The organism is Pseudonocardia sp. HH130629-09, assembly GCF_001294645.1.
GTDB lineage: Bacteria > Actinomycetota > Actinomycetes > Mycobacteriales > Pseudonocardiaceae > Pseudonocardia.
In genome coordinates this window covers 1,623,436-1,646,783 of sequence record NZ_CP011868.1, presented here as the reverse complement: position 1 = coordinate 1,646,783, position 23,348 = coordinate 1,623,436, and the positions used below count along the sequence as shown (strand labels likewise).

Here is a 23,348-nt window from a genome sequence, read left to right as displayed (position 1 = left end):
CTCAGACCGCCTCGTCCAGCAGCTCCCCGAGCATCCGGGCGACCGTCGGGGTCTCCACCAGGAACCCGTCGTGCCCGTACGGGGAGTCGATCACCTTCAGCGGGTCGGCGCGCGGGATCCCGTCGGCCAGCTCCTGCTGCTCGGCGAGCGGGTACAGCCGGTCGGAGGTGACACCGGCGACGTAGGTACGGGCGCTCACCCGCGACAGCGCCGACGCCACCCCGCCCCGGTCGCGTCCCACGTCGTGGTGGTTCATCGCCTGGGTCAGCCGCACGTAGGACGCGGCGTCGAACCGGTGCACCAGCTTGTCCGCGTGGTGGTCCAGGTAGGACTCCACGGCGTAGCGGCCGCCGTCGAGCGGGTCCTCACCCGGCTGCGGGTCGCGGCCGAAGCGGGTCGCCAGCTCGACGCCCGAGCGGTACGACAGGTGCGCGATCCGCCGGGCGACGCCCAGTCCACGCCACGGCCCCTCGGGCGTGTCGTGGTAGTCGCCGCCGTGCCAGTGCGGGTCGGAGGTGATGGCCTGGATCTGCGGGCTCGCCCAGCCGATCTGGTCCGCCGACGACGCCGCGGGCCCGGCGAGTAGGAACAGCCGCCGTACCCGGTCGGGCTCGGTCGCCGCCCATTCCAGGGAGCGCATGGACCCCATCGAGCCGCCGATCACGCAGGCGAACGCGTCGATGCCGAGCGCATCGGCCATGTGCTGCTCGGCGGCGACGGTGTCCCGCACGGTGACCGTCGGGAACCGGCTGCCCCAGGTCCGGCCGTCCGGCGCCCGCGACGCCGGGCCGGTGCTGCCCTGGCAGCCGCCGACCGCGTTGGGCGCGACGACGAACCAGCGCGCCGGGTCCAGCGGGCCGCCCGGCTCGATCAGCCCGGGCCACCAGCCCGGCGTCGGGTGCCCGGCGCCGGCCGGGCCCTCCAGGTGCGCGTCGCCGGTGAGGGCGTGCAGCACCAGGACGGCGTTGGAGCCGTCCGGCGCGAGTTCGCCCCAGGTCTCGTAGGCCAGTCGCACGCCGGGGAGCTCCCCGCCGGCCGCCAGCTTCAGCGGCGCGGGCAGGTCGAGGAACCGGCGGCGGCCGGGGTCGTCCCCCTCCCGCCAGGCACCGCTGGCGGGAGGGGGCTCGATGTCGTTCACGGACACCAGGTAATCAGATCCGCGCTCATGCGCCCTTCGCGGCGCGGAACCCGGCGTCGAGGTCAGCCTTGAGGTCCTCGATGCCCTCCAGACCGACCGAGAGCCGGACCAGGCCCGGGGTGACCCCGGACGCGATCTGCTCCTCGGCCGACAGCTGGCTGTGCGTGGTCGACGCCGGGTGGATGACCAGGCTGCGCACGTCGCCGATGTTGGCGAGGTGGCTGTGCAGCTCGAGGGCGTTGACGAACTTCTTGCCCGCCTCGACCCCGCCCTGCAGCTCGAACGCCACGATAGCGCCGCCGCCCTTGGGCAGGTACTTCTTCTGCAGCTCGTGCCACGGGCTCGACGGGAGGCCCGCGTAGTGGACCTTCTCCACCTCGTCGCGACCCTCCAGCCACTCGGCCAGCGCCTGCGCGTTCTGGTTGTGCCGGTCGATGCGCAGCGAGAGCGTCTCGATGCCCTGCAGGATCAGGAACGCGTTCTGCGGGGAGATCGCCGGGCCGAGGTCGCGCAGCAGCTGCACGCGGGCCTTGATGATGTAGGCGATCGGGCCGACGGCGTCGGTGAACACCGCGCCGTGGTAGCTCGGGTCGGGGCTGGTCAGGCCCGGGAACCGGTCCTTGTTGGCGACCCAGTCGAACTTCCCGGAGTCGACGATGATGCCGCCGACCGAGGTGCCGTGGCCGCCGAGGAACTTGGTCAGGGACTCGACGACGATGTCGGCGCCGTGCTCGATCGGCCGCACCAGGTACGGGGTCGGGACGGTGTTGTCGACGATCAGCGGGACCCCGGCGGAGTGCGCGACGCCGGCGACGGCCGCGATGTCGAGGATGTTGCCGCGCGGGTTGCCCAGCGTCTCGCCGTAGAGGGCCTTGGTGTTCGGCCGGATCGCGGCCTTCCACTCCTCCAGGTCGTCCGGGTCGTCGACGAAGGTGACCTCGATGCCCAGCTTCGGGAAGGTGTAGTGGAACTGGTTGTAGGTGCCGCCGTAGAGCGAGGCGCTAGAGACGATGTGGTCCCCGGCCTCGGCGATGTTCTGGATCGCCAGTGCCTGCGCGGCCTGCCCGGACGCGACGGCCAGGGCCGCGACCCCGCCCTCCAGCGCGGCGACGCGCTGCTCCAGCACGTCCTGCGTGGGGTTCATGATCCGCGTGTAGATGTTGCCGAACTCGGCGAGCCCGAACAGGTTCGCGGCGTGGTCGGTGTCGCGGAAGACGTAGGACGTCGTCTGGTAGATCGGCGTCGCCCGGGCGTTGGTGGTCGGGTCGGGTGCGGCGCCGGCGTGCACCTGCTTGGTCTCGAACGACCAGTTGGCGGTGATGTCGGGGTCGGTCACGGTGGGACTCCTCTTCGGGTCGACCGCCGGTGTGAGCGTGCCGAGGCGGGCCGTGCCCGGGTCGGTCGATCGCGGCGGCTACAGGGGGTAGCTACAGGACTGTGGCGGGGCGGACGCGTACGTGGGCCCTCGGACGAGCGCGGGTCAGCGACAGGGGCGACAGGACGCGCTCGTGATCCGCATGCAGTCGACGTGGATGCGCGCCACCAGGCAGGTCACACACCCGAACGTAGTGCGGTCCCCCGGCGGGCACAACGGCCGTCCGCGGTGATCACTACTCTGTGGCGCCGTGCTCGTCCTGCTGCCGCCCTCGGAGACCAAGCGTGACGGCGGCGACGGCCCGCCGCTCGACCTCACCGCGCTCTCCCACGACGCCGACCTCGGCCCCGTCCGCACGGAGCTCTGCGACGAGCTCGTCGCACTGGCCGGCGACCGTCCGGCCGCGCGTGCCGCGCTCGGGGTCTCGCAGCGCCAGGACGCCGAGATCGACCGCAACGCCGCGCTGCGCACGAACCCGACCCTGCCGGCGCTGGACCGCTACACCGGGGTCCTCTACGACGCCCTCGACGCCGGGTCCTTCACCCGCGCCACTCGGGACCGCGCCCGGTCCCGGCTCGCGGTGTGCTCGGCGCTGTTCGGGCTCCTCTCCGCCGACGACCCGGTCCCGCCCTACCGGCTCTCGGCGGGCTCGAAGCTGCCCGGTTCGGGCACGCTCGCGGCGCGCTGGCGCCCGGTGCTCGACCCGCTGCTGGCCCGCATCGCCGAGGGCGAGCTCGTCGTCGACCTGCGCTCGGGCGGCTACGCCGCGCTCGGCACGGTCCCCGGCGCGGTCACGGTGAACGTGCTGGCCCAGCGCCCGGACGGGTCGCGCTCGGTGGTCAGCCACCACAACAAGTCGCACAAGGGCGGCCTGGCGCGGCTGCTGGCGACCTCGCGGGCCGAGCCGGCCGACGCCGGTGCGGTGGCCCGGATCGCGCGGCGGGCGGGGCACCTCGTGGAACGCGACGGCAACCACCTCGATCTCGTCATCCCGGCCTGTGCCCGGCCCCCGGAGCCGGGCACACGCCCGCTGTGACGGCCCGGTCGTGCCGGTGCGGTCGTGCCGGTGCGGTCGTGCCGGTGCGGTCGTGCCGGTGCGGTCGTGCCGGTGCGGCCGTGCCGGTGCGGCCGTGCCGGTGCGGCCGGGCGACCGGGCCCGGCGCGGGGCCCGGCCGGCACGCGTGGCGCCCGCCGTCGGCCGGCGGCGCGGAGAACCCCGGAAAACCCGTTGCGGGCCGGGGCGGCGTCCGGCAGGGTCACGACCGGCCGGAGGGACCGGTGGCGCGGCAGGACGGCGCGGTGCGAGCGGGGAGGTGCGTACCGATGGCCGTCCGTCGTGTCCGGGTGCGCAACGCGCGCCCCACCGCACCGTCCCCGTCGCGCGGCACGACCGGTCCCTGAGGACCGGCTCCGCGCGGCACCCTCGCCGCCTCCGGAGCCGCACGTGTACTCCTCCGACCGTCCCGATCCCGTCCGCCGTCGCCGCCGCTTCGACGACCACGATGACGACGACGAGCCCCGCCCCCGTCCCGGCCGCGCCGACACCGCCGCGCTCGACCTCGACGGCCGTGCCGGGCACGACCCCGACACCGCCGAGATCCCCGGCGGTGCCGACCGCTGGTCCACCTGGACCGGGCTGCCCGCCGTGTCCCGCGGTCCGCACCCCCGCCCCGGCTGGCTGGTGACCGATGCCGGCGCCGTCGACCACGAGCGCGGGGTGCTCAAGACCGGCAAGGAGGCCGACGTGCACCTCGTCGAACGCGGCCTCCCCGGCCACGACGGGGTGCTGCTCGCCGCCAAGCGCTACCGCGACCCCGCACACCGCATGTTCCACCGCGACGCCGGCTATCTGGAGGGGCGCCGCGTCCGGCGCTCCCGGGAGACCCGCGCGATGGCGCGGCGCACCGCGCTGGGCCGCGACCTCATCGCCGGGCAGTGGGCGACGGCGGAGTTCGCCGCGCTCGCCCGGCTGCACGGCGCGGGTGCGCCGGTGCCCTACCCGGTCTCGGTCGACGGGACCGAGGTGCTGCTGGAGTTCCTCGGCACCGCCGACGGGCGCGCCGCGCCCCGGCTGGCCGCGCTGCGCCCGGACCCCGACGAACTCGCCGCGCTGTGGCGCGACCTCGTCGACGCCCTCGGGGTGTTCGCCGACCTCGGGTGGGCGCACGGCGACCTGTCGGCCTACAACGTGCTCGTCCACCGCGGCAGGGCGGTGCTGATCGACCTGCCGCAGGTGGTCGACGTCGTCGGGAACCCGCAGGGACCGGAGTTCCTCGACCGTGACGTGCGACGCATCGGCGAGTGGTTCGTCGCGCACGGGCTGGACCCGGCAGCCCCCGCCGACCTGCTCTCGGACCTGCGGGAACGCTCCCGGATCGGCTGACGGTCGACCCCGATCGCCGGGGTGCGGCCCGGACACCACGGGCGGCATCCCGGCGGGCGGAGGAGGTCCCGCCGTCGTCCGGCCCGGGCGCGGGGCGTAGTGTTGATCGACGAGCGCCCGGCATTCTGTCACCGGGCCGAGCCCTTCCATCACGGAGCGCGCACCGCGACGACGCACCTGCCGCGCCCGGGCCCGTCGGCCGAGCACACCTCCCCAGAGGTCTCCGCAGGACGTGCCACGTTCTCGAGGAGACCTGTCTTGACCAGGCCGCAGTTCCGCCCGCCGTCGTCCGACGCCGGCACCGCCACCGACCGTCCCGCCCGTCGGCGGGCCACCCGCCCGTCCGGGCCGTCCGCAGACGGCGGCGCCCACCGCGGGTCGACCCGACGCGACGACCGCCGCACCGAGTTCCGCAGCGAGACCCGCGGCGAGTTCCGTGGCGAGGACCGCCGCGACCGTCCCGCCCGGGACGACGACCGCCGCGACGCCGCGCATCCGGCCCGGGGTGTCCGTACCGGCGGGCCCGCCCGCGGTGAGCTCTCCGGCGCCCCCCGCGGCGAGCGCACCGCCCGGGGCGAGCGCTCCGGCGACGGCGGCACCGGCAACCGCGCCGAGCGCCGCGAGCACCTGCAGGACGGCAGCCGCGTCGACCGCGGGCCCGCCCGGTCCTCCCAGCGCAACGGCGACCGTCCGGCCCCCCGCCGCGGACGCCGCGGCGGTGGTGGCGGTGGCGGTGGCAATGGCCGCGCCGCGTCCCGTCCCGCCGCGGCCCGCGCCGCCGTCGCCGCGCCGAAGGCCGAGCCGGAGCCGCAGTGGGTCGAGCCCGAGGACGGCATGCCGTCGTTCGCCGCGCTGGGCCTGCCCGAGCATCTGACCACGGCACTGGCCGAGCAGGGCTTCACCGCCCCGTTCCCGGTGCAGGCGGCCACGCTGCCCGACACCCTCGCCGGGCGTGACCTGCTCGGACGCGGCCAGACCGGGTCCGGCAAGACCCTCGCCTTCGGGCTCGCGCTGCTGGCCCGCCTGGCCGGGGAGCGCTCCCGCCCCACCGCCCCGCGCGGTCTGGTGCTGGTCCCGACCCGCGAGCTCGCCACCCAGGTGGTCGAGGTACTGAAGCCCCTGGCGAAGGCGGTCGACCTGCGGGTGACCGACATCGTCGGCGGGATGTCGATGAACAAGCAGGTCGCCGAGCTCCGGCGCGGGATCGACCTGCTGGTCGCCACCCCGGGTCGGCTCTCCGACCACCTCCAGCAGCGCACCTGTGACCTGTCCGAGGTCACGATCACCGCGCTGGACGAGGCCGACCGCATGGCCGACATGGGCTTCCTGCCCCAGGTCCGCGCGATCCTCGACCGCACCCCCGCCGACGGGCAGCGTCTGCTGTTCTCCGCGACCCTCGACGGCGACGTCGACACCCTGGTCCGGCGCCACCTCACCGACCCGGTGACCCGCTCGGTCGCCCCGCCGACCGGCAGCGTCGCGACGATGGAGCACCACGTGCTCGTCGTCGACCGCGACGACCGGCCCCGCGTCGTCGCCGAGATCGCCGCCCGGGAGGGCCGGACGATCCTGTTCGTGCGCACCAAGCACGGCGCCGACCGGATGGTGCGGGTGCTGCGTCGCGAGGGCGTCGCCGCCGGGCCGCTGCACGGTGGCCGCTCGCAGAGCCAGCGCAACCGCGCGCTCGACGACTTCCGCTCCGGCGCGGTGCCGGTGCTCGTAGCGACCGACGTCGCGGCCCGCGGCATCCACATCGACGACGTCGGGCTCGTCGTGCACGTCGACCCGCCGGCCGACCCCAAGGCCTACCTGCACCGTGCCGGGCGTACCGCCCGGGCCGGGGAGGACGGCGTCGTGGTGACGCTGGCGATGCCCGAGCAGCGTGCCGAGGTGGACCTGCTCACCCGCCAGGCCGGGGTCTCTGCGGAGGTCTCGACGGTCCGTCCGGGGCACCCGGACCTGGTCCGTGTGACCGGTGCGCAAGAGCCGTCCGGCGAGCCGATCATCGTCGCCAAGCCGCCGAAGCCCACCCCGCGCCGTCGCCCGGCCGCGGGCGGGGCCGCGCGCTCCGACCGGCCGCGCCGCCGGCGCTGACCTCCCCCGGGTCGCGGCCGCCTCACCCGGCCGCGACCCGCGCGGGTCAGCCCCGCCGCGCCTGCCGGCGCAGCTGCAGGATCCGGCCCGTCCCGGGCACGGCGACCAGCAGGATCCCGGCGATCGCGGCGAACAGCAGTGCCACCCCGATCGGCAGGGTCCCGGTCATCCACAGGAAGGTGATCGCGACCGGCTCGGTGTTCTGCAGGATGAACACCAGCAGGAAGATCAGCACGACCGCCGAGAGGATCAGTGCGGCCCACAGCCCGCCGGCGCGGGTGTGCGGGATCGCGCGCTTCTCGGTGGTGGCCTCGGAGTCCGGTCCGCCCTCCACCGGCACCGCCGCGGTCGGCTGCTCCGCCGTGGGGTCGGGCGTGCGCAGCGCCGGATGGGTCGCTGGGTCCGCCGTCGGGTCCGCCGGTCCGACCCGCCCCCAGGTCGGGGAGTCGCCGCCCCGTCGGTCGTCGCTCATCCGTTCCGCCTTCCTCTCCCAGCGTGTCCGCTCGTGCACCCTCGGTCGGAGCACGCGCGGGAGTATCGCGCACTCGGCGCCCCGGCGACGGCGACGCGCGGAGCACGCCCCTCGTCCGGTCGAGCGCCGCACGGTCCCCGCCGGACCTGCGCACACGGGCCGCGGGCCGGGCCCCGCTCAGGAGCGACGGCGCTCCATCGGGACGTGCGGGATGCCGTCCTCGACGAACCGCTCCCCCACCGGCACGAAACCGTGCCGGGCGTAGAACGCCTTCTGGACCTCCTGGGCGTCGAGCACGCAGGGGCGGTCGCCGACCTCGGCGAGCGCCGAGTCCATCAGCCGGTGCCCCAGCCCGCGCCCGCGCGCGTCGGTCCGGGTGCACACCCGGCCGATCCGCATGACCCCGTCGGGCTCGGCCAGCAGCCGCAGGGTCGCGACCACCGTCGCGCCCTCGGCCAGCCAGTGGTGCCGGGTCCGCGGTTCGAGATCACGCCCGTCGAGCTCCTGGTAGGGGCACTCCTGCTCGACGACGAAGATCGCGGTGCGCAGCGCGAGGAGCGCGTACAGGGTGGCCGGGTCGAGGTCGGCGGCCCAGGCGCGGTGCAGGGTGGGGGCCGCCGCCGCGGCCGGTGTGGGGACGGTCATCTCCAGAGGGGTACCAGAACGCCGCCGACCCGCGGAAGCGGTTAGCCTCGCGACGTGGCCCACCATGATCTGGTCGTCATCGGCACCGGTTCCGGAAACACCTTCCTCGACGAACGCTTCGCCGGGCTCGACGTCGCGCTCGTCGAGCACGGGGTGTTCGGCGGGACCTGCCTGAACGTCGGCTGCATCCCGACGAAGATGTACGTCTACGCCGCGGACGTCGCCGAGACCATCCGGCAGGCGCACACCTACGGCGTCGACGGGACCGTCGACAAGGTCCGCTGGACCGACATCCGGGACCGGGTGTTCGGCCGGATCGACCCGATCTCCGAGGGCGGCCGCTCCTACCGTGTGGACCGCAGCCCCAACGTCACCGTGTACTTCGGGCACGCCCGGTTCACCGGCGAGCGCGAGCTGGGTGTCGAGCGCACCGACGGCTCGGGTACCGACACCGTCACCGCCGACCGGATCGTCATCGCGGCCGGCTCGCGGCCGGGCATCCCGCCGCGGGTCGCGGCGGCCGGGGTGCCGTTCGAGACCTCCGACACCGTGATGCGTGTCGAGGACGTCCCGCGCCGGCTCGCGATCATGGGCGGCGGCTACATCGCCGCCGAGTTCGCGCACGTGTTCTCCGCGCTCGGCGCCGAGGTCACCCTGATCGCGCGCGGGCCCAAGCTGCTGCGCCACCTCGACGACACACTGTCCGACCGGTTCACCGAGATCGCCGCCGCCCGCTGGGACTGCCGGCTGGGCCGCCAGGTGACCGCGCTGTCCGGCGACGGCCGCGGCGGCCCCGGTGAGGTGCAGATCACCCTCGCCGACGGCTCCACCGTCGTCGCCGACACCCTGCTCGTCGCGACAGGCCGGGTGCCCAACGGCGACCGGATGGACCTCGACCGGGGTGGGGTCACCGCGCACGCCGACGGCCGCGTCGCGGTCGACGAGTACCAGCGCAGCGTCTCCGCCGCGGGCGTGTGGGCGCTGGGCGACGTCAGCTCGCCGCACCAGCTCAAGCACGTCGCCAACCACGAGGCGAAGATCGTCGGGCACAACCTGGCGCACCCGGGCGACCTGCGAGCGACCAACCACGACCTCGTCCCGTCCGCGGTGTTCACCGAACCGCAGATCGCCTCGGTCGGGATGACCGAGACCGAGGCCCGCGACGCCGGGCTGGACATCGCCGTCAAGGTGCAGAACGTCGGCGACGTCGCCTTCGGCTGGGCGATGGAGGACCGCACCGGGATCTGCAAGATCGTCGCGGAGAAGGGCACCGGGCGGCTGCTGGGCGCCCACCTGCTCGGGCCGCAGGCCTCCACGCTGGTCCAGCAGCTCGTCCAGGCGATGGTGTTCGGCCAGACCGTCTCCGAGATCGCCACCGGACAGTACTGGATCCACCCGGCACTGCCCGAGGTCATCGAGAACGCCCTGCTGGGGCTGGAGATCTGACGGGTCAGGACGCCGCCCGCTGCGCCGGCTCGCCCGGTGATTCCGGACGCGGCCGAGCCTCCGGGTCGTAGGGCGTCGCCGGGCGGGTCTCCCCGCGCAGCTCCTCGAGCAGCCCGGTCACCGCGTCCATGATCTTCGCGGTGGCCGCGTCGAGGGTGGTCTTCGTCAGGGGCTTCCCGGCGAACTCCGAGAGGTCCACCGGTGGGCCGAGCGCGACCGTGACGCGCTTGCGCGGGAACGGCTTCGGCCGCCCGTCGGCTGGCAGGAAGCCCTGGGTGCCCCAGTTCGCCATCGGGATCACCGGGACGCCGGAGCGCAACGCGATCCGGGCGACGCCGTTCTTCGGCTTCATCGGCCAGTGCCCGGGGTCACGGGTGTAGGTGCCCTCCGGGTAGATCGCGACGATCTCCCCGCGCTCCAGTGCGTCGATCGAGCCGGTGAACGACTCCGACGCCCGCTTCGACGACCGGTACACCGGAATGTGCCCGCCGTGGCCGAGCACCCACTTGACCACCGGCACCGACCACAGCTCGCCCTTGGCCAGGAACCGCGGGATCCGGCCGTGCGCGGTGCCGAAGGCGATGTCGAAGATCGGGTCGGAGAACGAGACGTGGTTGCCGACCAGCAGGGCGCCGCCGGTGCGCGGCAGGTGCTCCGCACCGCGCCAGCCCAGCCGGGTCCCGAAGACGACGAACGGCCAGATCACCGCGATCGCGAGGCCGAACCAGAAGCCCGACCCGCGACGCCGGCGTCGCACCGTCGCCACGACCTTCTGCCACACCGTCAGCTCCGGTGGCACGCCCATCGTCGTCGTCCTCTCCCCGCCCGTCCGCGGCGCCCGGCTCCCGGGCGCACGCACATCTTCGCGCCTCCCGCAGCCGGATGCGTCCGTGGTCCTACCCACCCACGCCGTGACCATTGGAGGTGATGTGCACCTCACTCGTTCGAGCAGTCCCGCGCGCCGAGATGTCTCGACGAGCAAGGTACCGGGGCCCGATCTAGGGTCGACGGGTACGTACCGGTCGCGGGCCGTGTCCGGGCCGACCCGATGTGAGGACGGTCCCACCGACCGGCCACCACCCGGGCCTCCGGACGACCATGCGCCGAGACCGTCCCGGTGCCCCGTGCACCCCGTCCCCTGCGAGGCGCCCCGTGCCCGATCCGAGTCCGTGGCTGGAGAACGCCGGCGACCGCCACCCCGACCCCGCCGGTGTGGTGCTCGTCGCGCACGGTGGGAAGTCGCACTCCACCGCCCCCGCCCGGCGCGGGCTGGCGCTGCTGCGCATGCTGCCGTTCGCGCACTCCCTGGAGCGCGGCGGGCGCGGCCACCGGACCGAGCTGGGCTCGGGCGTCGCGGTGCACCTGCTGCGCTACCGGGTGCGGGGCTGGAACGGCCCGGCCATGGACACCTACCGCGACGCCGAGTGGGCCGTCCACGAGCTCGCCCGCCGCTACCCGGGTCGTCCGATCGTGCTCGTCGGGCACTCGATGGGTGGCCGTGCGGTGCTGCGGGCGGCGGGCGCGCCCGGTGTCGTCGCGGTGTGCGGGCTCGCCCCCTGGCTGGAGGGATCCGACCCGGTCGAGCAGCTCGCCGGGCGCGCGGTGCTGATCGCGCACGGCGACCGGGACCGGATGACCGACCCCGCCGCGTCCTACGCCTACGCCCTGCACGCCCGGTCGGTGACCGACCGGGTCGCCCGCTTCGACGTCCTCGGCGACGGCCACCCCATGCTCCGCCGCGCCGGGGACTGGACCTCCCTGGTGCGACGTTTCGCACTCGGCGAACTCGGGGCCGAACCCCGGGACCCGGTCATCGCGAACGCCATGGCGGAACCCGCCCCGGCCGGGCTGCGGGTCGCGCTCGAAGGAGTCCAGAGGTGAGTGCAGTGCAGGCGCGTCCGACCGTCGCCGTGGTGGGCAGCGGGGTGTCCGGTCTGACGGCCGCCCACCTGCTGTCCCGCAGCCACGACGTGACGCTGTACGAGGCCGACGACCGCCCCGGCGGGCACGCCCACACCCACGAGCTGGCGTCGTCGGACGGGGGGACGACCCACGTCGACTCGGGTTTCATCGTCCACAACGACCGCACCTACCCGAACCTGCTGCGGCTGTTCGGCGAGCTGGGCGTGGCCACCCAGGACTCCGACATGTCCATGTCGGTGCGCTGCGACGGCTGCGGGCTGGAGTACGCCGGTGCCCGCAAGCTGGGTGGCCTGTTCCCCCAGGCGTCGAACCTGGCCCGGCCGGCCTACCTGCGGATGCTCGGCGAGGTCGTCCGGTTCCACCGCCACGCACGCCGGGTCCTCGCATACGAGGAGCGGGCGGCGGCGCCGGACCTCACCACACTCGGGGCGTTCCTCGCGATCGGCGGCTACTCCCGCTACTTCGTCCAGCACTTCATGATCCCGGTGGTGTCCTGCGTGTGGTCGGCGGGCGCGGCGCTGTCGCTGGACTACCCGGCGCGCTACCTGTTCACCTTCCTCGACCACCACGGCATGCTCGGGATCGGCGGCTCGCCGCAGTGGCGGACGGTGACCGGCGGGTCCCGCTCCTACGTCGAGCGCGTCGTCAAGCAGCTCCCGGCCGTGCGCACCGCCACACCGGTCCGCTCGGTCCTGCGCTCGTCCGCGGGCGTCGAGGTCCGCGACGACTCCGACACCGTCGCCGCGTTCGACCACGTCGTGCTCGCCACCCACCCCGACCAGGCGCTGGCGGTCCTGGGCGACGACGCCACCGCCGACGAGCGGGCCGTGCTGGGGGCGTTCACCTACTCCCGCAACGAGACCTGGCTGCACCACGACACCTCGCTGCTGCCGCGCCGCGGCGGCGCCCGGGCGTCGTGGAACTACCTCAAGCCCGCCTGCGCCGACTCCGCCCAGGCTCCGGTGCTGGTCAGCTACGACATGAACCGGCTGATGCGCCTCACCGACCCCGACGACTGGGTGGTCACGCTGAACGGCGCCGGGCGGATCGCGCCGGACGCCGTCGTCGCGCGGATGACCTACGAGCACCCGGTGTACACGCCGGGCTCGGTGGCCGCGCAGCGCCGCCTGCCGGAGCTGAACACCCCGGTCACCGCCTTCGCCGGCGCCTACCACGGCTGGGGCTTCCACGAGGACGGCTGCGCCTCGGGGGTGCGCGCCGCCCGCGCGCTCGGAGTGAGCTGGTGAGCACCCCGGCGCTGTACGACGCCGAGGTGCGGCACGCCCGCCGGCGCGACCTGGAGTCGTCGTTCTCGCACCCGATCTACTACTGGCTCGTCGACCTCGACGCGCTGCCGCGGCTGCCGTTCTGGCTGCGCCCGTTCGCCCGCTTCGAGTCCCGCGACCACCTCGGCGACCCCGGGCGCGGGATCCGAGAGAACGTCGACACCTACCTGGCCGCGCACGGCATCGACCTGGCCGGGGGCCAGGTCCTGATGCTCGCCCACGCCCGGGTGCTCGGCTACGTGTTCAACCCGATCTCGGTGTTCTGGTGCCACCGCGCGGACGGCACGCTCGCCTGCGTGATCGCGGAGGTGCACAACACCTACGGCGAACGGCACTGCTACCTGCTGCGCCCCGACCCGTCGGGGAGGGCGAGCGTGGACAAGGAGTTCTACGTCTCGCCGTTCCTCACGGTCGACGGCCACTACGCGATGCGCCTGCCCGAACCCGGCGACCGGCTCGGCATCGCGATCACGCTGCACCAGGACGGCGCGCCCGCGTTCGTCGCCACCCTGGCCGGGACCCGCAGGCCCGCGACCACCCGGCAGGTGGCGCGCACGGTGCTGCGGCGCCCGCTGGTCACCCAGCGGACCGCGGCGCTGATCCGGCGGCACGGCATCGCGCTGTGGACCCGGCTCCCGGTCGTGCCGAAACCGGCCCGTCCACCACAGAACCGCGCGGGCCTGCCCCACGAACACCCCGTACAGGATCTGCCTCAGGAAGGGCTCTCGCGATGACGATGCAGCACGACGGGATCGCCGTGCCGGTGGCCGGCGGGGCGCGCGGCGTCCGGCCCCGCACCCACGCCGTCCCCCGCCCCAACGAGGGAGTGTGGCCCGGGCTGGCGACGCCGCCCGTGGCCCCGGTCAAGGCCAGGATCGCGGAGTCGCTGTTCCGCAACGCCGTCCGGTCGCTGCCGGTCAGAGTGGTCTTCCCCGGTGGGGAGCGCATGGGGTCGGGCGGCCGGGACTCGCCGGTGATGCGGATCGAGCGGCCGTCGGCGTTCTACCACCGGCTCGGCGCCGACTCGAAGATCGGGTTCGGCGAGTCCTACATGGTGGGCGACTGGACGACCACCGACCTGCCCGGTCTGCTGACCCCGTTCGCGTCCCGGCTGTCGACGCTGATCCCGCCGGCGCTCCAGCGGCTGGGCCGCCGGTTCGCCGAGGCCCGCCGGCCCACCGCCGAGGTCAACTCGGTGGAGGGGTCGCGGGAGAACATCCACCGCCACTACGACCTGTCCAACGAGCTGTTCTCGCTGTTCCTCGACGACACCATGTCCTACTCCGCGGGCTGGTTCGCCGACGGCTCCGACGACCTCGTCCTGGCCCAGGAACGCAAGATCGACGGCATCCTGGACATGGCGGGCGTCGGGGCGGGGATGCACGTGCTGGAGATCGGAACGGGCTGGGGCGGGCTCGCGACGCGGGCCGCGCAGCGCGGCGCCCGGGTCACCACCCTGACGATCTCGCAGGAGCAGAAGACCCTCGCCGAGGCGCGGCTCGCCGAGGCGGGCGTGGCCGACCGGGTGCAGGTGCTGCTGCGCGACTACCGCGAGGCCCAGGGCTCCTACGACGCCGTCGTGTCGGTCGAGATGATCGAGGCCGTCGGCGTCGAGTACTGGCCGACGTACTTCGCCGCGCTGGACCGGCTGCTCAAGCCGGGCGGGCGAGTCGGCCTGCAGTCGATCACCATGCCGCACGACCGGATGATGGTCGCCCGCGACGACTACACCTGGATCCACAAGTACGTCTTCCCGGGCGGGATCATCCCGTCGGTCGAGGCGATCGAGCAGAACCTCGCCGACCACACCGGCGGCCTGCACGTCGCCGAGCGGCGCAGCCTCGGCTTCGACTACGCCCGCACCCTGGGCCACTGGCGCACGCGCTTCCTCGAGCGGTGGGACGAGGTCGAGGCGCTCGGCTTCGACGAGACGTTTCGCCGGATGTGGGAGTTCTACCTCGGCTACTGCGAGGCGGGCTTCCGCGTCGGCTACCTCGACGTCTTCCAGTTCTCGCTGCAGCGCCGCCCGTCCTTCTGAACTGAGCTGAATCGAGGCCCCATGACCACCACCCCTGCGGAGCGCCTCGCCTCGCTCCTGGAGGACGTCCTGCGCGCCCCGCTCCCGGTGCGGCTGCGTGCCTGGGACGGCAGCGAGTCCGGGCGGACCGGCACCCCCGACGACACGACCCCGCCGACGGTGATCGTCCACCGGCGCCGGGCCCTGCGCCGGCTGCTGTGGGCGCCGGGCGAACTCGGCCTGGCCAGGGCGTTCGTCTCCGGAGACCTGTCCTTCGACGGCGACATCGCCGACGGGCTGTCCCGGTTCTGGGCGCTCGCCCGGCCGGGCACCGGTGCCGTGCGGCTCGGCCTGCGTCAGAAGCTGGGTGCGCTGGGCACCGCGGCCCGGCTCGGCGCCGTCGGCCCGCCACCGCGGCCGCCGTCGTCGGAGGCCCGTCTGGGCGGGCGGCGGCACAGCCGCCGCCGCGACCGCGACGCGATCAGCCACCACTACGACCTGTCGAACGAGTTCTACGCCTTCCTGCTCGACCCGCAGATGGCGTACTCGTGCGGCTACTGGACCCGCGACGAGGGGCCCGACTACACACTCGTCGACGCCCAGCGCGACAAGCTGGACCTGATCTGCCGCAAGCTCGGCCTGGCGCCGGGGATGCGGCTGCTCGACGTCGGCTGCGGCTGGGCGTCGCTGCTCGTGCACGCCGCGGAGCACTACGGCGTGCACGCCACCGGGGTGACCCTGTCGGCGCAGCAGCGCGACTACGGCGTCGAGCGCGTCCGCCGGGCGGGGCTGTCCGAGCGGGTCGAGATCAGGCTGCAGGACTACCGCGAGATCTCCGACCAGCCTTTCGACGCGGTCGCCTCGATCGAGATGGGCGAGCACGTCGGCCAGGAGAACTACGGCGTCTACGCCGCGCAGCTGCACCGCATGCTGCGCCCGCACGGGCGCCTGCTGCTGCAGCAGATGTCGCGCGGCTCGGTCGGGGCGAACACCGCTCCCGGCGGCGGCGCGTTCATGGAGGCCTACGTCGCGCCGGACATGTACATGCGGCCGCTCGGGGAGACCCTCGGGTTCCTGGAGCAGGCCGGGCACGAGGTGGTGGACGTGCACTCGCTGCGCGAGCACTACGTGTGGACGGTCCGGCCGTGGCTGGAGACGCTGCAGGCGCACCGCGAGATCGCGGTCCGGATGATCGGTGCGGAGCAGTGGCGGATCTGGCTGCTGTACCTGGCCGGCGCGGCGCTGGCGTTCGAGGAGAACCGGATGGGTGTGCACCAGATCCTGACCGTGCGCCCCGGCGCCGACGGCACCTCCGGTCTGCCGCGCAGCCGCACCGGGATCCTGGGGCTCGACCCGGCCGTCGGGAACGCCCCGGCGGGCGCTCCGTCGCCGGCCGCGACACCATGACCACGTGAACCCCTACCCGTGGGCGGCGTGGGCCGTCAACCTCGGCGTCACCGCCGTCGCCGTGGCCGTGCTCATGGCCCTCGCGTACGCGATCGGGGTACGGCGCGGCAGGCACGACGGCGTCGACGTCGTCTGGGGACTCGGGTTCGTGTGGGTCGCGCTGGTCAGCGCGGTGACCGCGACGGCCCTCGACCCGACCGGCGACGGCTGGCGGCGCGCCCTGGTCGTCGTGCTCGTCGCGGTGTGGGGCGGGCGGCTGGCGCGGCACATCGCGCGGCGCAACCACGGAAAGCCGGAGGACCGGCGGTACGTGGAGCTGCGCGAGCGCGGTGCGATCGGCCGTCGCGTCTACCTCACCCAGGGGGCGGTGATGTGGGTCGTGTCGCTGCCCGTGCAGCTCGCCCAGTACGGCAGCGCGGCGACGGGATGGCTGGTCGCCGTCACCGTGCTCGGCGTGCTCGTCTGGGCGGTCGGGTTCGCCTTCGAGTCCGTCGGCGATGCCCAGCTGGCCCGGTTCACCGCCGATCCCGCGAACCGCGGCGAGGTGATGGACCGCGGCCTGTGACGGTACACCCGCCACCCCAACTACTTCGGCGACGCCTGCGTCTGGTGGGGGCTGGGCATCCTCGCGCTGCACCACCCGGCAGGTCTGATCGGCCTGGTCGGGGTCGCCGTGATCACCGCGAACCTGGTGAAGGGCACCGGCGCGGCGCTGCTGGAACGCGACATCGCCGACCGGCGCCCCGGCTACGCCGACTACGTCCGCCGCACCAGCGGGTTCCTCCCGCTGCCCCCACGTTCCTGACCCACCCCGCACCCCCGACCCGAGGAGACACCATGGCCATCGGCGACACCGCCACCGACTTCGAGCTGCCCGACGAGGCCGGCGCACCGCGCAGGCTGACCGACCTGCTGGCAGCCGGACCCGTCGTCCTGTTCTTCTACCCGGCCGCGATGACCGGTGGCTGCACCGCCGAGGCCTGCCACTTCCGCGACCTGGCGGCCGAGTTCGCCGAGGTCGGCGCGCAGCCGGTCGGGATCTCTTCGGACCGGCCGGACAAGCAGAACATGTTCGCCGCCGCGAACGGCTTCGGGTTCCCGCTCCTGTCCGACGCCGACCACACCGTCGCGAAGTCCTTCGGCGCCTACCGGGCCTGGCTCCCGGGGAACTTCCACACCCGCCGCAAGACGTTCGTGATCGGGCCGGACCGCCGGATCCTCGCCGAGATCGGCTCCGAGACCGACATGAACAAGCACGCCGACGAGGCGCTGGCCCTGCTGCGCGAGCGCACCGCGGCCTGACCCGGGCGCCCCGGCCGCGCAGGCCGGGGCGACGGGCTCAGGGCAGGGTCAGGATCTCCGCGCCGTCGTCGGTCACGACGATGGTGTGCTCGAACTGCGCGACCCACGACTTCTCCTTGGTGACGACGGTCCAGTCGTCGTCCCAGGTGTCGTAGTCGATCCCGCCGAGGGTGATCATCGGCTCGATGGTGAAGGTCATCCCGGGCTCGAGGACGGTGTGCACGTCGGGCTGGTCGTAGTGCAGCACGACCAGCCCGGAGTGGAACTCGTGGGCGATGCCGTGGCCGGTGAAGTCGCGGACGACGCCGTAGCCGAAGCGCTTGGCGTAGGACTCGATGACCCGGCCGACGACGTTCAGCTCGCGCCCGGGACGGACGGCCTTGATGGCGCGCATCGTGGCCTCGCGGGTGCGCTCGACGAGCAGCCGTGCCTCCTCCGACACGTCACCGGCGAGGAAGGTCGCGTTGGTGTCGCCGTGCACCCCGCCGACGAACGCCGTGACGTCGACGTTGATCACGTCGCCGTCGTTGATCACGGTCGTGTCCGGGATGCCGTGGCAGATGACCTCGTTGAGGCTGGTGCAGCAGGACTTGGGGAAGCCGCGGTAGCCCAGCGTCGAGGGGTACGCGTCGCGGTCGACGAGGAACTCGTGGACCACGCGGTCGATCTCGTCGGTGGTGAGGCCCGGGCGGACGGTCTCCCCGGCGAGCTGCAGCGCCTGGGCCGCGATCTTCCCGGCGTGCCGCATCAGCTCGATCGTCTCGGGCGTCTGGACGTCGCCGCGACGGCTGCGCGCCGGGGCCGGCTTGCCGACGTACTCCGGACGCGGGATGTGCGCCGGCACCTCGCGACTCGGGGTCGGTGTACCGGGGACGAGCAGCGTGCGGGTCGACATGACCCCATCGTACGTCCGGCTCGGTCAGCGGGTCGGGGTGCGCGGGGCCCCCAGCCGCGCGACGGCCGCGGAGATCCCCCGCCAGCCCAGCAGCAGCACCGCGAGCGAGATCGTCGCGACGACGGCGAACGACAGCGGCAGCCGCCCCAGGAACCCCAGGCGGAGCAGGAGTCCGACGACCACGGCCCCGGCGAGCACGACCGCCCCGGCACGCAGCGACGCCGGCGCCGACCGCACCCACGGCGTCGCCCAGGCCGCCGCGGCACCCAGCGCGAACGGCAGCGCGGTGCCGAGCAGGCCGAGCACGCTGTCGGCCTCGGCGTGGCTCATCCTCCCGACGGCGGCGAACACCACGACGGCGACGAGGTCGGCCACGAACGCCAGGGCGGGGATCCGGCTGGGATGCACGACGACCAGGGTAGGACGCCCCACGCGTCGCCGGCCCGCCACCGCCCGGCCGGTCCCTCCCGGGTCGCTCAGCGCGGGACGCCCGACAGGAACCGCGCCGTCATCTGCACCGCGGGCCCGGAGGACCCGCCGTCGACGATGAGGGTGGCGAAGGCCAGGTCACCGCGGTAGCCGGTGAACCAGCCGTGCGACCGGTTGCTGCCGGCGGGGCCCGCGTACTCGGCGGTGCCGGTCTTGCCGAACACCTCGCCCTGCCCGGCGGCCCGCGCCGTCCCGGAGGTGACGACGGCGCGCATCATCGGCCGCAGCTGGTCGAGCACCGCGCGGTCGGGGGTGCCCGGCGCGACGGCGGCCTCGGTCGTCGTGCCGCGGATCAGCGACGGGGTGACGGGCGCACCGTGCGCGACCGTCGCCGACACCATCGCCATGCCGAACGGGGAGGCGAGCACGTCGCCCTGGCCGAAGCCGTCGCTGGCCCGCTGCAGGTCGTCGGTGGCGGGCGAGACGGTGCCGGTGATCGTCGTCATCCCGGGGATCTTTCAGTCCGCGCCGAAGCCGAGCGCCTTCCCCGCGGTCGGCAGCCCGTCGGTGGGCAGCCCGAGCGCGAGCCGGGAGAACGTGGTGTTGCAGGACTGGGCGAACGCCTCGGTCAGCGGCACGGTGCCGAGGACGAAGGAGTTCTCGTTGGGGATGGTGCGCCCGTCGATCACGGTGGTGCCGGGGCACTCGACCGGGGACTGCGGGGTGAGGTTCTCCGCGGGCATCGCCCCGTACGCGGTGACGATCTTGAACGTGGAGCCGGGCGGGTAGCGGCCGGTCAGGGCCAGTGCGCCGTCGCGGTCGGCGGCGGCGTTCTGCGCGACGGCGAGCACCGCCCCGGTGGACGGCCGGATCGCGACGATCATCGCCTGCCGGGAGTCGGCATCGACGGCGTCCTGCGCCGCGTTCTGCACGGTGCGGTCCAGCTCCAGGGTGACCGGCCTCCCGGGCCCGGCCGGCTGCCCGGCGACCGAGCGGACGGTCTCGCCGCGCGGGCCGACGACGTCGACCGACCAGCCGGGGGTGCCGCCCGCGGCCTTCTCGATGTCCGCGCGGGCGCCCTGCATCAGCTGGCCCGCGAAGCCCTGGTCGGGCGGCAGCAGCCTGGTCGAGGACACGAACCGGACGCCGGGCAGGTCGTAGATGCGGTCCCGGACCCGCTGGTAGTCGGGCTCCCGCAGCACGACGACGGTGTAGGCCTGCCCGTCCGGCACGGCGTTCGCGCCCGCCCTGATGCTCGACGCGGTGATGGCGGGGTCGATCGACCCCAGCGCGGAGCCGAGACCACTCGCGGCCTGCTCGACCTGCGCCTTGTCCAGGGTGACGGTGACGACCGGGGTGGGTGTGAGCAGGGTGGCCCCACCGGCGTCGAGCACGGGCGCGGGCGCCGCGGTGACGGTGCGGGTCACCGGCCGCTGGCCGTCGGTGAGCCCCGGCGCCAACGCGGCGGGCGACCAGTCGACCGCCCATCCGGTGTCGTTGCCGGGGGTGTCGTCGGCGGCGACGAGCGGCAGGTCGAGGGTGTAGTTCCAGGCCCGGCCCTGCCCCAGGTCCCAGGCGACCTCGACGGTCGACGTGGCGCGGTCGGCGTCGGTGCGGGTCCCGGTGATCCGCGCGGTCATCCCGGTCGGCGCGAGGTCGTCGCGGGCCTTCTGCAGGTAGGCGCCGGCCGTCTCCGCGTCAGTGGTGTAGACGGCGGCACCCGGCGCGTCCCCGGCTGCCCACGCGGTCACGTACCGCTCGGCGGTCGTCCCGGCGCCACCCCAGGGGCGCAGCAGCGCCACCACGACTCCCACCGCGACGAGCACGACGATCGCGGCGGCCAGGACCAGGGGGCGCTTCCGCAGGGTGGCGATCACGATCACCGAGTATGCCGCCCCCGGTGTGAGGCCCGGGTGTCCGGGCGCCGGACCGTTCGCGGAAGGCGAGCTCGGCGAGCACCCCACCCGGTGGGAGCCCCGCTCCCGGAGAGAGGTGTCCTCGTCGTGCACGCATCGGCGCCATCAGGGGCCTGGTACGGATCCGTCGTTCACAGCACCCCGGCGAACGCCAAAGCCACGACCTGGGCGATCGCGTTGTGCACCACGTGCGTGACCACCCCGGGCCACACCGAGCCGCTGCGCCGTCGCAGCTCCCCCGCGACCAGACCGACGACGAGCGCGGTCACGAACACCGCGTTCAATCCGTGCGCCAGCGCGAACACCAGGGCGCTGCCCACCACGCCGACGACCGCCCCGTAGCGCAGCAGCCCGACGACGATCTCCCCCCACCCGGGACGCGACGGACTCCCCGCTGTGACGGTTGCTGCGGAGCGGGAACGGGACACGACGGGGCCTCCCCGGTGCGGTGGCGCCGGGGCGGATGCCCGCGGCACGCACCGAGTCAACACCGTGCCGCTACGGCCCGGTCAAGTCGGTGTACCCGACCGGGTCTAGAACAGGACGGTCGCGAACCGCGCAACCTGCACGAACCCGACCCGCTGGTACGCGGCCCTGGCCGGGGCGTTGAAGGCGTTGACGTACAGGCTGGCGCGCCGGCCCATACCGGCGAGCGCGACCGCGACCGCCGACGTCCCGGCCGTGCCGAGCCCGTGCCCCCGCCAGGCCGGGTTCACCCAGACCCCCTGGATCTGGCCGACGGTGCGCGACAGGGCTCCGATCTCGGCCTTGAACACGACCTCGCCGTCGTGGAACCGGGCGAACGCCCGCCCGGAGGTGATCAGCTCGGCGACCCGGGCCCGGTAGCCCGCCCCGCCGTCGCCCTCGCGGGGGTCGACGCCGACCTCCTCGGTGAACATCGCGATGGCGGCCGGCAGGTACCGGTCCAGCTCGGAGATGCGGACCGGACGCACCTGGCTGTCGGGCGCGACCATCGGCGGCCGTTCGAGCGTCATCAGGGGCTGGTCGGGCCGGATCTCGCGGGCCGGACCCCAGCCCGGTGCGAGCTCCTCCCACAGCGGCAGGACGAGCTCGGCCCGCCCCACCAGCGACGAGCACGACCGCCCGGCCCGGCGCGCGCGGTCGGCGAAGGCACGCAGCGCCGCCCGGTCACCGCGCAGCGGCACCAGGTTCGCCCCGGAGAAGCACAGACCGTCCGCCGGGGCCCCGTGGGACCACAGCTCACCGCCCAGCCGCCACGGGTCGAGGCCGACCGCCTCGATGCGGGAGGCGACCATGCACGCGGCGACGGGGTCGGCGTCGAGCACGTCGTGCACCCCGGAGCGGTGACGATCGTCGAGAAGCCGTGCCCCGGCCACCCTCAGCACGGGTTCATGATGCCACGTCGAGGCCCGTCCGATACCGGTACTCACTCAGCCGACGGTCACCTGGGGTTCACCCGTCACGCCCTCCGCGCTCTCGCCCATCTCCTCGGCGAGCCGCATGGCCTCCTCGATCAGCGTCTCCACGATCTTGTGCTCGGGGACGGTCTTGATGACCTCGCCCTTGACGAAGATCTGCCCCTTGCCGTTGCCGGAGGCGACGCCGAGGTCGGCCTCGCGGGCCTCACCCGGACCGTTGACGACGCAGCCCATGACGGCCACGCGCAGCGGGACCTCCATGCCGGTCAGTCCGGCGGTGACCTCGTCGGCGAGGGTGTAGACGTCGACCTGGGCCCGCCCGCAGGACGGGCAGGACACGATCTCCAGCTTGCGCGGGCGCAGGTTCAGCGACTCCAGGATCTGCTGGCCGACCTTGATCTCCTCGACCGGCGGCGCGGACAGCGACACCCGGATGGTGTCGCCGATGCCCTGGCGCAGCAGCGCCCCGAACGCGACGGCCGACTTGATCGTGCCCTGGAACGCGGGCCCCGCCTCGGTGACGCCCAGGTGCAGCGGGTAGTCGCACTGCTGGGCGAGCAGCTCGTAGGCCCGCACCATCACGACCGGGTCGTTGTGCTTGACCGAGATCTTGATGTCGTGGAAGTCGTGCTCGGCGAACAGGCCCGCCTCCCACAAGGCCGACTCCGCGAGCGCCTCGGGCGTCGCCTTGCCGTACTTCTCCAGCAGCCGCTTGTCGAGCGAGCCCGCGTTGACCCCGATCCGGATCGGCGTGCCGTGGTCCTTCGCGGCCTGCGCGATCTCCTTGACCTGGTCGTCGAACTTGCGGATGTTGCCCGGGTTCACCCGCACCGCGGCGCAGCCGGCCTCGATCGCGGCGAACACGTACTTGGGCTGGAAGTGGATGTCGGCGATCACCGGGATCTGCGACTTCTGCGCGATCGCGGGCAGTGCCTCGGCGTCGTCGGCCGACGGGCAGGCGACGCGCACGATGTCGCATCCGGCCGCGGTCAGCTCGGCGATCTGCTGGAGGGTCGCGTTGACGTCGGAGGTCAGGGTGGTCGTCATGGACTGGACGGAGATCGGGTGGTCGGATCCGACACCGACCGGGCCGACCTGGAGCTGCCGGGTCCTCCGGCGCGGGGCCAGGGTCGGCGCGGGCGCGGACGGCATACCCAGGGAGACGCTCACGACCTCCACTATCCCACCGCGTGGCACGGTCCGCCGTACCCGGTGAGGAG

The 23,348-nt window shown here is 74.1% G+C and carries 20 protein-coding genes and 2 pseudogenes; 11 read left to right on the top strand and 11 right to left on the bottom strand.

The features are described 5' to 3' along the window. Nucleotide 1: 1 nt before the first annotated feature. Nucleotides 2–1,138: a homoserine O-acetyltransferase MetX gene (gene metX, locus XF36_RS07430; RefSeq protein ID WP_082375778.1), complete on the bottom strand. Its 1,137-nt coding sequence runs from the start codon at nucleotides 1,136–1,138 to the stop codon at nucleotides 2–4. Between the two features lie 25 nt (nucleotides 1,139–1,163). Then, on the bottom strand, nucleotides 1,164–2,474 hold the full coding sequence (locus tag XF36_RS07425; RefSeq protein ID WP_082375247.1) for a bifunctional o-acetylhomoserine/o-acetylserine sulfhydrylase: 1,311 nt from the start codon (nucleotides 2,472–2,474) through the stop codon (nucleotides 1,164–1,166). 289 nt (nucleotides 2,475–2,763) lie between these two features. Between XF36_RS07425 and yaaA the strand changes: the two genes are divergently transcribed. From yaaA to XF36_RS07410, 3 genes are all read left to right on the top strand, one after another. Beyond that, a complete protein-coding gene (gene yaaA, locus XF36_RS07420; RefSeq protein WP_060711403.1) occupies nucleotides 2,764–3,549 on the top strand; it encodes a peroxide stress protein YaaA in 786 nt (261 codons plus the stop codon). Nucleotides 3,550–3,957: 408 nt separating this feature from the next. Then, nucleotides 3,958–4,896, top strand: a complete 939-nt coding sequence (locus XF36_RS07415) for a serine protein kinase RIO (protein ID WP_060711402.1) — start codon at nucleotides 3,958–3,960, stop codon at nucleotides 4,894–4,896. A gap of 258 nt (nucleotides 4,897–5,154) precedes the next feature. Beyond that, nucleotides 5,155–6,990, top strand: a complete 1,836-nt coding sequence (locus tag XF36_RS07410) for a DEAD/DEAH box helicase (RefSeq protein WP_060711401.1) — start codon at nucleotides 5,155–5,157, stop codon at nucleotides 6,988–6,990. A gap of 46 nt (nucleotides 6,991–7,036) precedes the next feature. Here the strand turns inward: XF36_RS07410 and XF36_RS33815 are convergent, their stop codons facing one another. Both XF36_RS33815 and XF36_RS07400 read right to left on the bottom strand, forming a co-directional pair. After that, entirely contained in the window at nucleotides 7,037–7,462 is a 426-nt protein-coding gene (locus XF36_RS33815) for a LapA family protein (RefSeq protein ID WP_082375246.1), read from the bottom strand. Between the two features lie 177 nt (nucleotides 7,463–7,639). Further along, nucleotides 7,640–8,107: a GNAT family N-acetyltransferase gene (locus XF36_RS07400; protein ID WP_060711400.1), complete on the bottom strand. Its 468-nt coding sequence runs from the start codon at nucleotides 8,105–8,107 to the stop codon at nucleotides 7,640–7,642. A 54-nt stretch (nucleotides 8,108–8,161) separates the two neighbouring features. Between XF36_RS07400 and XF36_RS07395 the strand changes: the two genes are divergently transcribed. After that, the gene (locus XF36_RS07395; protein ID WP_060711399.1) at nucleotides 8,162–9,553 is read left to right on the top strand and encodes a mycothione reductase; all 1,392 of its coding nucleotides are present in this window, start codon (nucleotides 8,162–8,164) and stop codon (nucleotides 9,551–9,553) included. A 4-nt stretch (nucleotides 9,554–9,557) separates the two neighbouring features. Here the strand turns inward: XF36_RS07395 and XF36_RS07390 are convergent, their stop codons facing one another. Further along, nucleotides 9,558–10,358, bottom strand: a complete 801-nt coding sequence (locus XF36_RS07390; RefSeq protein WP_060711398.1) for a lysophospholipid acyltransferase family protein — start codon at nucleotides 10,356–10,358, stop codon at nucleotides 9,558–9,560. Between the two features lie 347 nt (nucleotides 10,359–10,705). On the opposite strand from XF36_RS07390, the gene XF36_RS07385 reads away from it, so the two are divergent. From XF36_RS07385 to XF36_RS07355, 7 genes and pseudogenes are all read left to right on the top strand, one after another. Beyond that, nucleotides 10,706–11,434, top strand: a complete 729-nt coding sequence (locus XF36_RS07385) for an alpha/beta hydrolase (protein WP_060711397.1) — start codon at nucleotides 10,706–10,708, stop codon at nucleotides 11,432–11,434. A 5-nt stretch (nucleotides 11,435–11,439) separates the two neighbouring features. Continuing rightward, nucleotides 11,440–12,723, top strand: a complete 1,284-nt coding sequence (locus XF36_RS07380; RefSeq protein WP_060711396.1) for an NAD(P)/FAD-dependent oxidoreductase — start codon at nucleotides 11,440–11,442, stop codon at nucleotides 12,721–12,723. Continuing rightward, complete coding sequence (locus XF36_RS07375; RefSeq protein ID WP_060711395.1) at nucleotides 12,720–13,496, top strand: DUF1365 domain-containing protein; 777 nt, start codon at nucleotides 12,720–12,722, stop codon at nucleotides 13,494–13,496. The genes XF36_RS07380 and XF36_RS07375 overlap by 4 nt, the downstream gene beginning before the upstream one ends. Then, entirely contained in the window at nucleotides 13,493–14,800 is a 1,308-nt protein-coding gene (locus XF36_RS07370; RefSeq protein ID WP_082375245.1) for an SAM-dependent methyltransferase, read from the top strand. The genes XF36_RS07375 and XF36_RS07370 overlap by 4 nt, the downstream gene beginning before the upstream one ends. 21 nt (nucleotides 14,801–14,821) lie before the next feature. Further along, nucleotides 14,822–16,186, top strand: coding sequence for an SAM-dependent methyltransferase (locus tag XF36_RS07365; RefSeq protein WP_060711394.1), 1,365 nt, complete (start codon nucleotides 14,822–14,824; stop codon nucleotides 16,184–16,186). Between the two features lie 73 nt (nucleotides 16,187–16,259). Continuing rightward, nucleotides 16,260–16,991, top strand: a pseudogene (locus tag XF36_RS07360) (DUF1295 domain-containing protein). A 32-nt stretch (nucleotides 16,992–17,023) separates the two neighbouring features. Then, nucleotides 17,024–17,488 carry a peroxiredoxin gene (locus XF36_RS07355; RefSeq protein ID WP_060711393.1) on the top strand — a complete coding sequence of 155 codons (465 nt, stop codon included), beginning with the start codon at nucleotides 17,024–17,026 and terminating at the stop codon, nucleotides 17,486–17,488. A 37-nt stretch (nucleotides 17,489–17,525) separates the two neighbouring features. Here the strand turns inward: XF36_RS07355 and map are convergent, their stop codons facing one another. The 6 genes and pseudogenes from map to ispG form a co-directional block, all read right to left on the bottom strand. Further along, nucleotides 17,526–18,383 (bottom strand): type I methionyl aminopeptidase, encoded by an 858-nt coding sequence (gene map, locus XF36_RS07350; RefSeq protein ID WP_060711392.1) that lies wholly within the window; start codon nucleotides 18,381–18,383, stop codon nucleotides 17,526–17,528. Between the two features lie 24 nt (nucleotides 18,384–18,407). After that, nucleotides 18,408–18,791, bottom strand: coding sequence for a DUF3054 domain-containing protein (locus XF36_RS07345; RefSeq protein WP_238589167.1), 384 nt, complete (start codon nucleotides 18,789–18,791; stop codon nucleotides 18,408–18,410). Between the two features lie 68 nt (nucleotides 18,792–18,859). Beyond that, nucleotides 18,860–20,563 (bottom strand): annotated as a pseudogene (locus tag XF36_RS07335) (penicillin-binding transpeptidase domain-containing protein). A 296-nt stretch (nucleotides 20,564–20,859) separates the two neighbouring features. Beyond that, nucleotides 20,860–21,156, bottom strand: a complete 297-nt coding sequence (locus tag XF36_RS07330) for a CPBP family intramembrane glutamic endopeptidase (RefSeq protein WP_060711389.1) — start codon at nucleotides 21,154–21,156, stop codon at nucleotides 20,860–20,862. A 105-nt stretch (nucleotides 21,157–21,261) separates the two neighbouring features. Further along, nucleotides 21,262–22,095 (bottom strand): GNAT family N-acetyltransferase, encoded by an 834-nt coding sequence (locus XF36_RS07325; RefSeq protein WP_060711388.1) that lies wholly within the window; start codon nucleotides 22,093–22,095, stop codon nucleotides 21,262–21,264. A gap of 45 nt (nucleotides 22,096–22,140) precedes the next feature. Beyond that, complete coding sequence (ispG, locus tag XF36_RS07320) at nucleotides 22,141–23,298, bottom strand: flavodoxin-dependent (E)-4-hydroxy-3-methylbut-2-enyl-diphosphate synthase (protein ID WP_193394003.1); 1,158 nt, start codon at nucleotides 23,296–23,298, stop codon at nucleotides 22,141–22,143. Nucleotides 23,299–23,348: the final 50 nt, after the last annotated feature.